This is a genomic window from Actinomycetota bacterium, assembly GCA_005774595.1.
Lineage (GTDB): Bacteria > Actinomycetota > Coriobacteriia > Anaerosomatales > D1FN1-002 > D1FN1-002.
On record VAUM01000016.1, the window covers coordinates 1 to 14,240 of the forward strand.

Genomic DNA, 14,240 nt, shown 5'->3' on the forward strand with positions numbered 1-14,240 from the left:
AGTCTATCGCGTTGGCCTCGGCGAGCCGGCGCTGGTAGAGCCGGTACGCCTTGGCGATGAGCTTCTCGGGAGGCGTGGCGGCGCGTTCCGCGTACGCGTCCGCGCTCACGAGCTCGTTCTTCGCCTTCGAGATGGCACCGCGGATGCGCGCGACCGGCAGGCGCTTCTCGTCGATGTCCAGTTCCGCTGCGACCGCCTTGAGCGCGCGCCTCGAATCGTCCTCGTCGTAGATGGTGAACGCGCTCGTGTACCCGAGCGCCTCCGCGTCGGCGCGCAGGAAGCGCACGCACATCGCATGGAACGTCATCACCCACAAGCGCCGAGCGTGCGGGCCGAGGATCTCGCCGAGACGCCGCTTCATCTCGTCGGCGGCCTTGTTCGTGAAGGTGATCGCGAGGACCGCGTCGGCGGGCACGCCGCAGTCGACGACGATGTGCGCGACGCGGTACGTGAGCACGCGCGTCTTGCCCGAGCCCGCGCCCGCGAGCACGAGCAGAGGGCCCTCGGTGGTCAGCACGGCGTCGCGCTGGGCGGGGTTGAGATGCGTCAGGTCGAGGCTCATGGCCGAGCCAGTGTAGCGCAGGGCACGGACGCGCGGAGCGGGGTGGAGCGCGCCTCGCCGTCAGTCGTCCACGAGGCGGATCATCGAGAAGCCACCGCCGGTCTTCTTCAGGCAGGCGTTGTGTACGACGCGGCGCTCACCCTGCATGTGCTGGACGTTGCCGCACTGCTCGCACACACCTCGCGAGCAGACGTGGCACGGCCCGAGGCGCGGCGCGCAGGCGCCGCAGTACATGCACACGGGTGCGGTGTGTTCGCCCTCGGACAACTGCCGTGGCCCCCCGCCGATCGCTCGCCAAGACCCCGGTCCCGCGCTTGGCCGGACGCGCGGACGCGGGGCCGTCACGCGAGTGTGCGGCCTACTGCCTCCGCTACCGACTTGAGTTCGACGACCAGCCGCCTTAATCCTTCTAGATCGAGCGACTGCGGGCCGTCACACAGTGCCGCGCGGGGGTCGGGATGCGCCTCGACCATGATGCCGTCGGCCCCGATCGCGACCGCCGCCTTCGACACGGACGGCACGAGGTCCGCCTGACCGGTCGGATGCGAGACGTCGACGATGATCGGCAGCAGCGACAACTTCTTGACCACCGGCACCGCGGTGATGTCGAGCGTGAAGCGCGTCGCGGTCTCGAAGGTGCGGATGCCGCGCTCGCACAGGATCACGTTCTCGTTGCCGAGCATCGTGATGTACTCGACCGCCTGCAGCCACTCCTGGATCATCGCCGACATGCCCCGCTTGAAGACGACCGGCTTGCCGCTCTCGGCGGTGACCTGGCCGATCTTCTTCAGCAAGCTGAAGTTCGCCATGTTGCGCGTGCCGATCTGGAGGATGTCGGCGTACGCGTCCACGACCTCGGCGTGCACGGAGTCGGTGACCTCGGTGACGAAGAGCAGCCCGTGCTTGTCGGCCGTCTCACGCAGGATCTTGAGGCCCTCCTCCTCGAGCCCCTGGAACGCGTGCGGGCTGGTGCGCGGCTTGTACGCCCCGCCTCGCATGACCTTCACGCCGATCTCGGCGAGGCACGCCCCGACCTCGTCCATCTGGTCGCGCGTCTCGACCGAGCACGGCCCCGCGATGATCGTGACCGCGCCGTCCCGCTCGACCGCGCCTATGGCGCGTGCGTCCTGAGCGCTCACCCGCGCAGCTCCTTCATCACGTGCAGGATCGCCTCGTAGATCTCGCGCAGGTTGTCGCCGTAGAGCGGGCCGGCGTTGTGCTCGGCCACCCGGGCGAAGATCTCCTCCTCGCGCTTGGGGTCGTACAGCGACAGGTGCGCGGCCGGCTTCTCGGCGCGGATCGCGAGCGCCAGCTCGGCGCGGCGGTTGAGCAGGCGGACGATGTCGCCGTCGACCGCGTCGATCTGCTCGCGCAGCTCGGCGATGCGTGACTTGGCGTCGTCGGTGTCGGACATGTTGGGCGGCCTTTCTCGAACGGGGGCCGTGACGTGTGGTGTGCATTGTACGCGGACGCGCCGCGCGGGGTACATTCGCTTCCGCGACCCACACTGAGCCGACGAGCGCATGCGCGCGATGCGCCCGCACGTGGGCGCGAAGACGGTCGCGTGGGTCGCCTGGCCGAAGGGCGCCGGCGCTGCGGGTGCGGCCGGTCGACTGATCAGGAGATGCGTCTTGCCTTCTTGCCGTCATTCCGTCATACTGCCGCCATGGCCAAGAAGAAGACGACCGTGTACCTCGACGAGGACGTGCTGAGAAGCGCGAAGGTGCTGGCCGCACGCACCGGGATGTCCGACTCCGAGGTGTTCGAGTCCGCGCTGCGCGGCTACGTCGGCATGGAAGCCGCGGCCGCCTGGGGCCGGACTGACCTCAGCGACGACGAGGCGCTCGCCCTCGCCGTCGAGGAGGCGCACCGGTACCGCGCGGGCTTGTAGTGCTGCGCGTCGTCCTGGACACGAACGTGCTGGTCGCCGCCGTACTGTCGCCTGCCAGCACGCCGGCGAGTCTCGTCCGGGCGCTCCACGCCGGCGAGTACGACGCGATCGCCTGCCCCGCGCTGCTCGCCGAACTACGCGGGGTACTGGCGAGGCCGGCGATCGCGTCGCGCATCGAGGCGGATGCGGCGGCCTCCTTCGCGGACCGGTTCGAGCGCACCGCGATCCTGATCCCGGATCCTGCCGAGATGCCGGCGCTCTCCCCCGACCCTTCCGACGACTACCTGCTCGCACTCGCGTCGGGCGGGAGCGCGGCGCTGCTCGTGACGGGCGATGCGCACCTGGGGGGCCTCGGCATCACGACGCCGCGCGTGCTCAGCCCCGCCGCGTTCGCGCGCTATCTCGACGCCGTACGCTGAACCGGCCGCCTACTCCCACTCGATGGTGCCGGGCGGCTTGCTCGTGATGTCGTAGGCGACGCGGTTCACGCCCTCGACCTCGTTGATGATGCGGTTGCTCATCTTGGCGAGCAGGTCGTGGGGCAATCTCGCCCAGTCGGCGGTCATCGCGTCGGCCGAAGACACCGCGCGGATGATGATCGGGTGCGCGTAGGTGCGCTCGTCGCCCATGACGCCGACGCTGCGGATGTCCGGCAGCACCGCGAAGTACTGCCACACCTCACGGCCCTCGTCCCAGCGGCCGATCTCCTCGCGCACGATCGCGTCGGCCGCGCGCAGGATCGCGAGCTTCTCGTGCGTGATGTCGCCGATGATGCGGACCGCCAGGCCGGGGCCCGGGAACGGCTGCCGGTGCACGATCTCGTCAGGCAGGCCGAGCTCGGCGCCGACCTCGCGCACCTCGTCCTTGAACAGCGAGCGCAGCGGCTCGATGAGGTCGAAGTGCACGCCTTCCGGGAACGGGATGAGGTTGTGGTGGCTCTTGATCTTGGCCGCCTTGCCGGGACCCGACTCGATGACGTCGGGGTAGAGCGTCCCTTGCGCAAGGAACTCCACTCCTTCGAGCTTCGCGGCCTCCTCGAAGAAGACGTGCCAGAACTCGGTGCCGATGATGTGGCGCTTCTTCTCGGGATCCGTCACTCCCGCGAGCAGCGCGAGGTAGCGCTCCTCGGCGTCGACGTGCACGAGGTCGATGTGGAACTGGTCGCGGAACGTGCGCACGACCTGCTCGGCCTCGTCGAGACGCAGCATGCCGTGGTCGACGAACACGCAGGTCAGCTGGTCGCCGATCGCGCGGTGCAGCAGCGCGGCGACCACGGACGAGTCCACGCCGCCCGACAGCCCGCAGATGACGCGCGCGTCGCCGACCTTCGCGCGGACCGCCTCGGTGACCTCGTCGATGATGTTGACCATCGTCCAGGTCGGCGAGCAGCCCGCCACGTCGTAGAGGAAGTGCTTGAGCATCTCCTGGCCGTGGACGGTGTGCGCGACCTCCGGGTGGAACTGCGTGGCGTAGAGCCGGCGCGAGGCGTCCTCCATCGAGGCGATCGCGGTGGTGCCCGTGTGCGAGGTAGCGCGGAAGCCCGGCGGCACGGTGCCCACCGAGTCGCGGTGGCTCATCCAGATCTGCTGCGTCTCGGGCAGGCCGTCGAACAGCGCCGAGTCCTCGAAGTCGACGCTGAGCTCGGCGAAACCGTACTCGCCGACGTCGGTGCGCGGGACGGCGCCTCCGAGGTCGACCGCCATGAGCTGCATGCCGTAGCAGAAGCCGAGGATCGGGATACCGAGGTCGTAGATCGCCTTGTCCATCCCGGGCGCGTCGTCGGCGTACACCGACGCGGGACCGCCGGACAGGATGAGCGCCGCCGGGTCGCGGCGGCGCAGCTCGTCGGGCGTGATGTCGCACGGCACGATCTCCGAGTACACGCGCGCCTCACGCACGCGCCGCGCGATGAGCTGCGCGTACTGCGCCCCGAAGTCGACGACGAGGACGGGCCGCTGGTCGTGCAGCACCGACACTACGTGCCCATCCCCACGCGCTGCTCGCGCTGGAGTGCCTTGCCCTCGGACTGCAGCGCCGGCGCGACCATGACCTCGGCCTTCTGGAACGCCTTGAGGTTCTCGTAGCCGCACGTCGCCATCGAGGTGCGCAGACCGCCGCACAGGTTCAGCGTGCCGTCGTTCTCGTGCGCGGGCCCGACCAGGATGTCCGACAGCGTGCCCTTCACGCCCGCGCGCACGCGCGTGCCGCGCGGCAGGTCCGGGTGGAAGGTCGCCATGCCCCAGTGGTAGCCGCGGCCCGGCGCTTCCGAGGCGGACGCGAGCGGCGAGCCGATCATCACGCAGTCGGCACCCACGGCGATGGCCTTCGCGAGGTCGCCGCCGCTGCGCAGGCCACCGTCGGCGATGACGTGCGCGTACTGGCCGGTCTCCTCGAGGTAGCGCAGCCGCGCGGCGGCCGCGTCGGCGATGGCGGTGCACTGCGGCACGCCGATGCCGAGCACGCGGCGCGAGGTGCACGCGTGGCCCGGGCCCACGCCCACGAGCACGCCGACCGCGCCGGTGCGCATGAGGTGCAGCGCGCCCTGGTACGAGCAGCAGCCGCCGATGATGCACGGGATCTCGAGGCCCTCGACGAACGCGTTGAGGTCGAGCGGCTTGTCGTAGCTGCTCACGTGCTCGGCCGAGACCACCGTGCCTTGGATGACGAGGACGTCCAGCCCGCCGTCCATGGCCGGGCCGATGAAGCGCTCGACGTTCTGCGGGGTCAGCGACGCCGCGGCGAGCACGCCGCCGGCCTTGATCTCGGCCACGCGCTGCTTGACCAGGTCGGCCTTCACGTCCTCGGCCGCGTAGATCTCCTGCATCCTGCGGGTGGCCTCGCCCGCCTCGAACGAGGCGATGGCGTCGAGCTGGGGCGCGGGGTCGGCATAGCGGGTCTGGATGCCCTCGAGGTTGAGCACGGCGAGTCCGCCGAGCTTGCCCATCGTGATCGCGAAGCCGGGGTCCACGACGCCGTCCATGGCCGAGGCGAGGACCGGCAGCGGGAAGGTGTAGTCCGTGCCGCGGAACGTGAACTGCCAGGTGATGTCCACGTCGCGCGGGTCCCGCGTGCGGCGTGAGGGTACGATGGCGATGTCATCGAAGCCGTAGGCCCTCCGAGCGTTCTTGCCGCGTCCGATCTCGACTTCCATGCTTCCTCCTCGACTCGCTGAGCCGTATGTGTCCTCGTGACCGTGATCCAACCGGTTCATCTCCTGATAGACGCCAGACCAGGCCATCCCCGAGAGAAGGGACTGTGGCCTGGTCTGCTTTCGGAGTCCTGCCGACCGTTGTGCGGAAGCCCGCGGCCGCTTCGCCGCGGGTCCTCTCGGTAGCGAATCATTGTAGACCTTTCAGGTGGGTGTGTGGGGCGGTTCCGATGCGCGTTTCCGAGCGCTCGGACCGCTTCGAAGGCGCCCTCGGGTCCTCGCCGTGCTAGAATCGCCCCCGGGACTCCTCGACGAAGAGGAAGCCGTGGTCGTAGCACACGTCGCAGCAGGGCGCCTCCGGGCGCGGGCCTTCCTCGCAGCCGCACTCGCAGCGGCCGCCCTCCTCGCATACCCCGCGGCAGCGCACGCGCTGACCATCTGCATCGACCCGGGGCACGGCGGGCCGTACAGCAACTCGAACCACAACGGTCTGCGCGAAAAAGACGTCAACCTGTGGATCGCGCGGGACCTGCGCACCGAACTCGAGGCGCGCGGCCACACCGTCATCATGACGCGCGACTCGGACCGCGCCGTCGAGCTGCGCGACATCGCCACCTGGAACTACACCGCGACCACCGACCGGTGGGCGTACGCCCGCGACGGGCTGACCGGCAACACCCCGATCCCCAAGGACGACCTGCAGGCGCGCTGCGACCGCGCGAACCTCGCCGGCGTCGACCTGTTCATCTCGGTGCACAACAACGGCGCGCCGGCGACCTCCGCGCACGGCACGGAGACGCACGCGAGCGGGCGCGACCCGCTGGGCAGCCGGCTCAAGTCGCTCGTGCAGGAGTCGGTCGTCTCCGAGACCGGACTGAACAACCGCGGCGCGTGGGTGTCGGACTTCTACGTCCTGCGCTGGACGAACGCTCCGGCGATCCTCGTCGAGGGCGCCTACATCTCGAACGCCTACGACGCGTCGCTGCTCAAGAGCCCGGCGTTCCGCCGCAGGATCGCCGCGGGTGTGGCGAAGGGCGTCGCGCGCTGGCTGCTCGAGGACCCCTACCGCGCCGCGTACCCGCGGCTCGCCGGGGCCGACCGCTACCACACCGCGGCGCGGATCTCGGGCGTGGGCTGGCCGGGATGCGCGCCCGCGTGCGTGCTCGTGGGCGGGAACGCCTACCACGAGGCGCTCGTCGCCGCGCCGCTCGCCGCCCGTCTGCGCGGTCCCTCGCTGCTGACGAGCGCCTCGGTCCTGCCCACCTCCACTCGCACCGAGATCGCGCGTCTGCACGTGAGCGAAATCGTCGCGGTCGGATCGACCGAGACCATCGCCGACTCAGTGCTCGACGAGGCCGCCGCCGCCGCAGGCATCGACCGGGCGTACGTGCGCCGAATCGCCGGCGAGGACAAGTACGAGACCGCGGCGCGTGTCGCCGAGGAGGTCGGCATCACCCCGACCGGCACGGTGATCGTCGCGAACGGCGACGTCATCGCGGACGCGCTGTCGATCGCGCCGATCGCGGCGACGTACCGCCACCCGATCGTGCTCGCGCGCACGTCGGACATGCCCACCGCGACCACACTCGCCCTCGCGCTGCCACACACGCGCACGATGGTGATCGGCGGCGACGCGGCGGTGCCCGCGACTCAGCTCGCCGGCATGGCGAACGTGGTCCGCGTGTACGGCGCCGACCGCTGGGCCACGAACGCCGCCGTCCTGCGTGCGTTCTACGGCTCGTACGCCACGCTCACGCCGTTCGTCGCCAACGGGAACTCCCCCGCGGACGCGCTCGCGCTCGCGCCCTACGCCGCGGCGCAGCGCAGGCCGGTGTTGCTCACGGGCGGACGCGTACTCGCCGCGCGAACGCGCGAGTGGATCACGAACGACCGGCCGCGCATCACCGGTTTCACGATGATCGGCGGCACGGTGGCGCAGCCGTACCTCACGGACTGGATGCTGTACAAGTCCGACCGGGAGTAGGGCGCCGCGCCGGCGCGCACGCTCACACGTTGAAGCGGAAGTGCACGACGTCGCCGTCGCGCATCACGTAGTCCTTGCCCTCGATGCGCAGCTTGCCGGCCGCCTTCGCGCCCTGTTCGCCGCCCAGCGCGTCGAACTCCTCGTAGCCGACCACCTCGGCCTTGATGAAGCCGCGCTCGAAGTCGGTGTGGATCACGCCCGCCGCCTCGGGCGCCTTCGCCCCGGCGCGCACCGTCCACGCGCGCGCCTCCTTGGGGCCGGCCGTGAAGAACGACTGCAGCCCGAGCAGCTCGTACGCGGCGCGGATGAGCGCGTTGAGGCCCGGCTCGGCGAGTCCCTCCAACTCCAGGTACTCGGCAAGCTCATCGGGCGCGAGTTCGGCCATCTCGGACTCGATCTTCGCGCAGATGGGGATCGGCGCCTGGCCGTCGATCGGCGCGAAGTCGCCGCCGATGGCGCTCTCGTCGATGTTGGCGACGTAGAGCATCGGCTTCATCGTGAGCAGGTGCAGGTCGCGCAGCAGCTCGCGCTCGTAGGGCGTCATCTCCATCTTGGCCGCCCGGTGCCCCTGGTCGAGCCACGCCTGGAGGCGCCCGACCAGCGCGACCTTGGCCTCGAGCGCCTTGTCGCGCTTCGCGTCCTTCTCCAAGCGCGGCAGCGCGCGCTCGAGCGTGCCCATGTCCGCGAGCACGAGCTCCGTGCGGATGGTCTCGACGTCGCCGTCCGGGTCGACACGCCCCTCGACGTGGATGACCTCGGGGTCCGAGAAGTAGCGCACCACCTCGGCGATGGCGTCGACCTCGCGGATGTTGGCGAGGAACTGGTTGCCGAGGCCCTCACCCTCGTTCGCGCCGCGCACGAGCCCCGCGATGTCCACGAACTCGACGACCGCCGGTACGACCTGCTCGGGCGACACGATCTCGGCGATGCGGTCGAGGCGCGCGTCCGGGACCGGCACCATGCCGACGTTCGGCTCGATGGTGGCGAACGGGTAGTTCGACGCGACCGCGGCCTTGCGGGTCAGCGCCGTGAACAGGGTGGACTTGCCGACGTTCGGCAGCCCGACGATGCCGATGGACAGCGACACAAGGAGGCGCCCCTTCTCGAGGTGAGCGACGCGGCGGCTGGGCGGGCCGGCCGGCTAGATGCCGGACTCGACCTCCCACTTGATGCCGTAGAACCGCAGCTTGTTGTAGTACTCGAGCTCGGTGTACTCGGTGTTCAGGAAGTGGAAGCGTGCGCCGTTCAGGCCCACGCAGTACGCGCAGTCGCGGCAGTCGACGCACTGCACGCAGTCGAAGCACGAGTCGCAGTTGTGGCACGCCACGCACTCGCTCGAGTTGAAGGTGTAGTTGCAGTTGCGGCAGCCCTCGACGTTGAAGCAGCCGTAGTTGTTGGACTGGTCGCGGTCATGCGTGTGGTCCTGCTTGAGCTGCGCGAACGTGCGCATGACCTCTCGAAGATCCTTCTCCATGCTCGAGTTCGTTCCCATCCCCCGTGCGGAAGCGTGCACACGAGAGGGTACCAGCGGCGAGGCGACCACGCCACACCATGGCGCGCCGGAGCGCGACGCGGCCCGGGAGTCGCCCCCCGGGCCGCGCGTGGTTCCGCCGTGCCGTGAGATTCCTAGAGCGGCTGCGAGAAGGTCGCAGCGGCGTCGATCTCCGCGTGCGCATCCTCGGAGATGGCAGCGGTCCCGCCGAGGATGTAGCCCATGTCGAACACGTCGTTGTCGTCCAGGTACTGCACGAGCGCGTCGCCCGCCTCATCACCCGGAGTGAGCAGGACCGGCTCGCCCACACCGAAGTCCTCCCACATGTTCCAGCTGAACGGCCCCGCGGCCAGCGCGTCGGCGAAGTTGCGGCCGGTCGCGATGATGCAGGTGTCGTTGTAGAAGTCGTCGTTGTCGTTGCCCCACTCGGCCACGAGGCGCGAGGTCTCGTAGCGGTCCGGGCCGGCCACGCGCTCGACCGTCGTGACCCCCGGCAGCGCCGCGAGATCGTCCTGGACGTCCTGGCTCACGACACCCACACCGCCGATGATCACGACGTTCGTGACCCCGAGGTCGGCGATCGCGTCGATCGTCTCGGTGGGCACGGAATCCGGCCGCACGAGCAGGAGCGCACTGTAGTCGTTGCACGCGAGCGCGCTGGCCGACAGCCCGTCGGGCCACGCCTCCCCGCTCACGACGAACGCCCGGTTGCCGAGCATGTCGTCAGCGTCCGACAGCATCGCTGCGTTGTAGCCGGTCTCGTAGCGGTCGGCCCCGCCGACCCGCACGACGTCGTCCACCATCGCAAGGTTGCCGATCTCCTGTGCGACCTCGGCGCTGACCGCGTCCTCGCCGCCCATCACGAACACGACGGGTGAGTAGTAGTCGAAGAACGACGATGTCAGGGCGCGGGCGACCTCGTCAGCGGTCTCCTGCGGCAACGCATCGGGTGCGGTGAGCAGCAGCTGCCCGCCATTCGCGCTGGCGAGCACGCCGCCGATCAGCGCATCACTGAACCGCGCGCCGTTCGCGACCACCATGCAGTTCGGGTAGGTACCATACGACGGGGTCACCGCGTTGTCCCAGAACCGGCCCGACAGCGTAGCCGCCGTCGCGTACCGGTTGGGGCCGGCGGCGCGGCGGAAGCAGCCGGTGCCGAACCACATGCCGTAGACGCCGGAGGTGTTGAACCCGCCCAGCGGCCGCACCCGCAGGAAGTACTGGCCGTCGTGCGGCGCCTCGAAGACGATCTCGCCCGCGTACGACGGGAAGTAGTCGCTGTCGTCCTCGTACTCGACCTGGACGTTCGCCTCATCGTACACACCGATCTCGGTGTCGAAGTCCGACGCGCCGGCGAGGAACGTGGTCTCGCAGTAGAAGACGTCGCCCTCGGCGGCCCAGAACGTGTACCAGTCCTCGTCACAGGTCGCGACCGAGTCGGCCACGGCCGAGGGAGCCACGATCGAGCCGGCCACGCCGTCGAGCGTGTGCTCGACGTACATCTGGCCGTCCACGAGCTCATCGAGATCGATGGGCGTGGCCGTCTGGGTCGTGTCGTCGTCCTCCCACAGGTCGGGCATGAACGGCGCGAGCGCCACCGGCCCCGGATCGATCTTGGGCCCGGCGTGCTTCGCGTCGTCCTTGCCCCCCTTGCCGATGGCCAGCCCCGTCGCCGGTGCCGCGAGCGCCATCACCAGCGCCGCGACCAGGACGACGGCGAGAACCTTGCCCGCTCGCTTCATTCGACCCCTCCGTTCATGTCGCGCGCCCCCGTCTCCTCCGCAGGGGCGCTCCTCCTGACACGACTGTACCCGTTCGCGAGGATGAACGGGTGAGGTTCCCACCGGATACCGGCTGGATCACGTGAAGAGGCCCCCGGCGGTGTCGCCGGGGGCCTCTCGCGGATCGTGCGTGCTGGTGCGACGCGCTACATCATGCCCATCCCGCCGCCCATGGCGGCAGCGGCGGCAGCGGCATCGGCCTTCTCGGGGATGTCGCTCACGGACGCCTCGGTGATGAGGATCAGCGCGGCGATCGACGCGGCGTTCTGCAGCGCCGAGCGGGTGACCTTGACCGGGTCGATGACGCCCATCTTGAGCAGGTCGCCGTACTCGCCGGTGGCGGCGTTGAGGCCGACGCCCTTCTTCTCGGCCTTGACCTTCTCCACCACGACCGAGCCCTCGAAGCCGGCGTTGGAGGCGATCATCTTCAGCGGCTCGACGAGCGCCTTGCGGATGATCGTCACGCCGAGCATCTCGTCGGCATCGAGCTCGAGGGTGTCCAGCGCGGGCATGGCATCCACGAGCGCGACGCCGCCGCCGGCGACGATGCCCTCCTCGACAGCCGCGCGGGTCGCCTGCAGGGCGTCCTCGATGCGGTGCTTCTTCTCCTTGAGTTCCACCTCGGTGGCCGCGCCGACCTTGATGACGGCCACGCCGCCGGACAGCTTGGCGAGGCGCTCCTGGAGCTTCTCGCGGTCGAAGTCCGAGTCGCTCTTCTCGATCTCGGCCTTGATCTGCGCGATGCGGGCCTTGATCGAGTCCTCGGTGCCCGCGCCGTCGATGATGGTGGTGTTCTCCTTGGTGACCTTGACGGTCTTGGCGCGGCCGAGCTGGGCGAGCTGCACGTTCTCCAGCTTGTTGCCGAGCTCCTCGGAGATGACCTCGCCGCCGGTGACGATGGCGATGTCCTCGAGCATGCGCTTGCGGCGGTCGCCGAAGCCCGGCGCCTTGACGGCCACGGACACGAACGTGCCGCGCAGCTTGTTGACCACCAGCGTGGCGAGCGCCTCGCCCTCGACGTCCTCGGCGATGATGAGCAGCTGCTTGCCGGCCTGCATGACCTTCTCGAGCACGGGGAGCAGGTCCTGGATGTTGCCGATCTTCTGGCTCGCGATGAGGATGAGCGGCTCGGAGAGCACGGCCTCCATGCGGTCGGCGTCGGTGATCATGTACGGGTTGATGTAGCCCTTGTCGAACTGCATGCCCTCGACGGTCTCGATGTCGATGCCGAAGGTCAGGCCCTCCTCGACGGTGATGACGCCGTCCTTGCCGACGACCTCCATCGCCTCGGCGATCTTCGCGCCGATGGCCTCGTCCGCGGCGGAGATGGCGCCGACGTTGGCGATCTCCTCCTTGTCCTCGATCTCCTTGGCGTGATCCTTGATCTGCTCGACGACGGCGTCGACGGCCTTCTCGATGCCGCGCTTGATGGCGAGCGGGTTCGCGCCGGCGGCCACGTTGCGCAGGCCCTCGCGCACGATGACCTGCGCGAGCAGCGTCGCGGTGGTGGTGCCGTCACCGGCGACGTCGTTGGTCTTGGTGGCGACCTCCTTGACGAGCTGGGCGCCCATGTTCTCGAGCGGATCCTCGAGCTCGATCTCCTTGGCGATCGTCACGCCGTCGTTGGTGATGGTCGGCGCGCCGAACTTCTTCTCGAGCACGACGTAGCGGCCCTTGGGGCCGAGCGTGACCTTGACGGCGTCGGCGAGCTTGTTCACGCCGGCCTCGATGCCGCGGCGGGCGGCCTCATCGAAACGGATGTCCTTGGCCATACGGGTGTCCTGCCTCCTTCGATCCTCGTGTCGGGTGAGGTGAGGGCTACTTGCCCTCGACCACGGCGTAGATGTCCTCGGAGCGCAGGATGAGGTGCTCCTCGCCCTCGATCTTGACCTCGGTGCCGCCGTACTTGCTGTAGATGACGACGTCGCCGACCTTCACGTCCATCGGCGCGCGAGTGCCGTCGTCCTTGACCTTGCCCTCGCCCGCGGCGATGACGGTGCCCTTCTGGGGCTTCTCCTGAGCGGTGTCCGGGATGAACAGGCCCGACTTGGTCTGCTCCTCGGCCTCGCTCGGCTTGACGATCACGCGATCGCCCAACGGCTTCAGCTTCACTGTCTGCCCTCCTGGCTTCCTCGATGCGGCGGGCCTCCCGCCGCGTTGTCCGACATCCTTCGCGACGGAGGGTTCCCCGTCGGCTTGGCACTCAGACCCTCCGAGTGCCAGCGGTCGGGATTCTAGACTGACAACGCGCGGGACACAACCCCTTTGAACAGGCATTCCATAACGAGGGTTGATACAGGCGCGCTCAGATGTGGCGCTCAGCGGGTCATGCCAGCGGCAGGTCCGCGGCCGCCTCGGCATCGAGACGCAGCAGGTCGCCCCGCCACAGGCGGTAGTGCGCCGCGGCGCCGATCATCGCGGCGTTGTCGGTGCACAGCTGGAGCGGCGGCACGCTCAGACGCACGCCGTCTGCCGCCAGCGCGGCCTTGAGCGCCTCGCGGAGCGCCGGGTTCGCCGCCACGCCCCCGCCCAGGCAGAAGGTGCGCACACCCATCTCCTTGGCGGCACGCACCGATTTGGCCACTTGGACGTCGAGTACCGCCGCTTGGAACGACGCGGCCAGGTCCGCGTGGTCGGGCTCGCGGCCCGCTTCGCGCTCGTGCCGCACGTGGTTGATGACCGCGGTCTTGAGTCCCGACAGCGAGAAGTCGTAGTCGCCCGAGTCGATCATCGCGCGGGGGAAGCGGATCGCCGTCGGGTCGCCCTCCGCCGCCAGGCGCGAGATGACCGGGCCTCCCGGGTAGCCGAGCCCCAGCACCTTCGCGACCTTGTCGAACGCCTCGCCCGCCGCGTCGTCGAGCGTGGAGCCCAGCGTTCGGTAGACGCCCCACTCCGGCACGTGGACGAGCGACGTGTGCCCGCCCGAGACGAGCAGCGCGACGAGCGGCGGCGCGACCGTCGGGTCGGCGAGCACGTTCGCGAAGATGTGGCCCTCGAGGTGGTTCACGCCTACGAGCGGCAGCCCGGTCGCCAGCGCGAGCCCCTTCGCATACGCGAGCCCCACGACGAGCGCGCCGATGAGCCCCGGTCCGTGCGTGACCGCGATCGCCGTGAGGTCGCCGAGGCCCACCCCCGCACGCTCGAGCGCCTCGTCCACCACGCCCACGATCGCCTCGGTGTGCTTCCGCGACGCGATCTCGGGCACGACGCCGCCGAAGCGCGAGTGGAAGTCGACCTGGCTCGCCACGACGCTCGAGAGCACGTGCCGCCCGCCGCGCAGCACGGCGGCGGCGGTCTCGTCGCACGAGGTCTCGATGGCGAGGATGACGTCGGTGTCGGGCGCGTCCGCGATCGGGTCCGGCGCCGCGTGGACCGGGGGGCG

The 14,240-nt window shown here is 69.8% G+C and carries 15 protein-coding genes; 3 read left to right on the forward strand and 12 right to left on the reverse strand.

What is annotated here, in order from left to right; translation table 11 throughout:
• The 4 genes from FDZ70_01485 to FDZ70_01500 form a co-directional block, all read right to left on the reverse strand.
• Nucleotides 1–562 (reverse strand): DNA helicase UvrD (locus FDZ70_01485; GenBank protein TLM80237.1); only part of this gene is annotated, 562 nt, incomplete at its 3' end.
• Between the two features lie 60 nt (nt 563–622).
• Complete coding sequence (locus FDZ70_01490) at nt 623–829, reverse strand: hypothetical protein (GenBank protein ID TLM80238.1); 207 nt, start codon at nt 827–829, stop codon at nt 623–625.
• A gap of 74 nt (nt 830–903) precedes the next feature.
• On the reverse strand, nt 904–1,701 hold the full coding sequence (gene aroF, locus FDZ70_01495; protein ID TLM80239.1) for a 3-deoxy-7-phosphoheptulonate synthase: 798 nt from the start codon (nt 1,699–1,701) through the stop codon (nt 904–906).
• A complete protein-coding gene (locus FDZ70_01500; protein ID TLM80240.1) occupies nt 1,698–1,976 on the reverse strand; it encodes a chorismate mutase in 279 nt (92 codons plus the stop codon). Before FDZ70_01500 ends, aroF begins: the two co-directional genes overlap by 4 nt.
• A gap of 252 nt (nt 1,977–2,228) precedes the next feature.
• Between FDZ70_01500 and FDZ70_01505 the strand changes: the two genes are divergently transcribed.
• Together FDZ70_01505 and FDZ70_01510 are read left to right on the forward strand one after the other, a co-directional pair.
• Nucleotides 2,229–2,453, forward strand: a complete 225-nt coding sequence (locus FDZ70_01505; GenBank protein TLM80241.1) for a ribbon-helix-helix protein, CopG family — start codon at nt 2,229–2,231, stop codon at nt 2,451–2,453.
• Nucleotides 2,453–2,872 carry a putative toxin-antitoxin system toxin component, PIN family gene (locus FDZ70_01510; protein ID TLM80242.1) on the forward strand — a complete coding sequence of 140 codons (420 nt, stop codon included), beginning with the start codon at nt 2,453–2,455 and terminating at the stop codon, nt 2,870–2,872. The genes FDZ70_01505 and FDZ70_01510 overlap by 1 nt, the downstream gene beginning before the upstream one ends.
• Before the next feature lie 9 nt (nt 2,873–2,881).
• Here FDZ70_01510 and guaA read toward each other — a convergent pair whose 3' ends face one another.
• Complete coding sequence (guaA, locus tag FDZ70_01515) at nt 2,882–4,420, reverse strand: glutamine-hydrolyzing GMP synthase (protein ID TLM80251.1); 1,539 nt, start codon at nt 4,418–4,420, stop codon at nt 2,882–2,884.
• A gap of 8 nt (nt 4,421–4,428) precedes the next feature.
• Entirely contained in the window at nt 4,429–5,604 is a 1,176-nt protein-coding gene (locus FDZ70_01520; protein TLM80243.1) for a GuaB3 family IMP dehydrogenase-related protein, read from the reverse strand.
• A 205-nt stretch (nt 5,605–5,809) separates the two neighbouring features.
• On the opposite strand from FDZ70_01520, the gene FDZ70_01525 reads away from it, so the two are divergent.
• Nucleotides 5,810–7,585, forward strand: a complete 1,776-nt coding sequence (locus FDZ70_01525; GenBank protein TLM80244.1) for a hypothetical protein — start codon at nt 5,810–5,812, stop codon at nt 7,583–7,585.
• A 22-nt stretch (nt 7,586–7,607) separates the two neighbouring features.
• Here FDZ70_01525 and ychF read toward each other — a convergent pair whose 3' ends face one another.
• The 6 genes from ychF to tsaD form a co-directional block, all read right to left on the reverse strand.
• Entirely contained in the window at nt 7,608–8,672 is a 1,065-nt protein-coding gene (gene ychF / locus FDZ70_01530; GenBank protein TLM80245.1) for a redox-regulated ATPase YchF, read from the reverse strand.
• A 54-nt stretch (nt 8,673–8,726) separates the two neighbouring features.
• The gene (locus tag FDZ70_01535) at nt 8,727–9,059 is read right to left on the reverse strand and encodes a hypothetical protein (protein ID TLM80246.1); all 333 of its coding nucleotides are present in this window, start codon (nt 9,057–9,059) and stop codon (nt 8,727–8,729) included.
• A 152-nt stretch (nt 9,060–9,211) separates the two neighbouring features.
• Nucleotides 9,212–10,819, reverse strand: coding sequence for a hypothetical protein (locus tag FDZ70_01540; protein TLM80247.1), 1,608 nt, complete (start codon nt 10,817–10,819; stop codon nt 9,212–9,214).
• Between the two features lie 185 nt (nt 10,820–11,004).
• Entirely contained in the window at nt 11,005–12,630 is a 1,626-nt protein-coding gene (groL, locus tag FDZ70_01545; GenBank protein TLM80248.1) for a chaperonin GroEL, read from the reverse strand.
• A 46-nt stretch (nt 12,631–12,676) separates the two neighbouring features.
• Complete coding sequence (locus tag FDZ70_01550) at nt 12,677–13,135, reverse strand: co-chaperone GroES (GenBank protein TLM80249.1); 459 nt, start codon at nt 13,133–13,135, stop codon at nt 12,677–12,679.
• 49 nt (nt 13,136–13,184) lie between these two features.
• On the reverse strand, nt 13,185–14,240 hold a 1,056-nt coding region (tsaD, locus tag FDZ70_01555; protein TLM80250.1), incomplete at its 5' end, for a tRNA (adenosine(37)-N6)-threonylcarbamoyltransferase complex transferase subunit TsaD.

Bases quoted from the DNA above. Each gene is read 5' to 3' on its own strand.
- FDZ70_01500 (TLM80240.1), bottom strand. From the start codon at position 1,976: ATGTCCGACACCGACGACGCCAAGTCACGCATCGCCGAGCTGCGCGAG.
- FDZ70_01505 (TLM80241.1), top strand. From the start codon at position 2,229: ATGGCCAAGAAGAAGACGACCGTGTACCTCGACGAGGACGTGCTGAGA.
- FDZ70_01520 (TLM80243.1), bottom strand. From the start codon at position 5,604: ATGGAAGTCGAGATCGGACGCGGCAAGAACGCTCGGAGGGCCTACGGC.
- FDZ70_01535 (TLM80246.1), bottom strand. From the start codon at position 9,059: ATGGAGAAGGATCTTCGAGAGGTCATGCGCACGTTCGCGCAGCTCAAG.
- FDZ70_01540 (TLM80247.1), bottom strand. From the start codon at position 10,819: ATGAAGCGAGCGGGCAAGGTTCTCGCCGTCGTCCTGGTCGCGGCGCTG.
- groL (TLM80248.1), bottom strand. From the start codon at position 12,630: ATGGCCAAGGACATCCGTTTCGATGAGGCCGCCCGCCGCGGCATCGAG.
- FDZ70_01550 (TLM80249.1), bottom strand. From the start codon at position 13,135: ATGCCTGTTCAAAGGGGTTGTGTCCCGCGCGTTGTCAGTCTAGAATCC.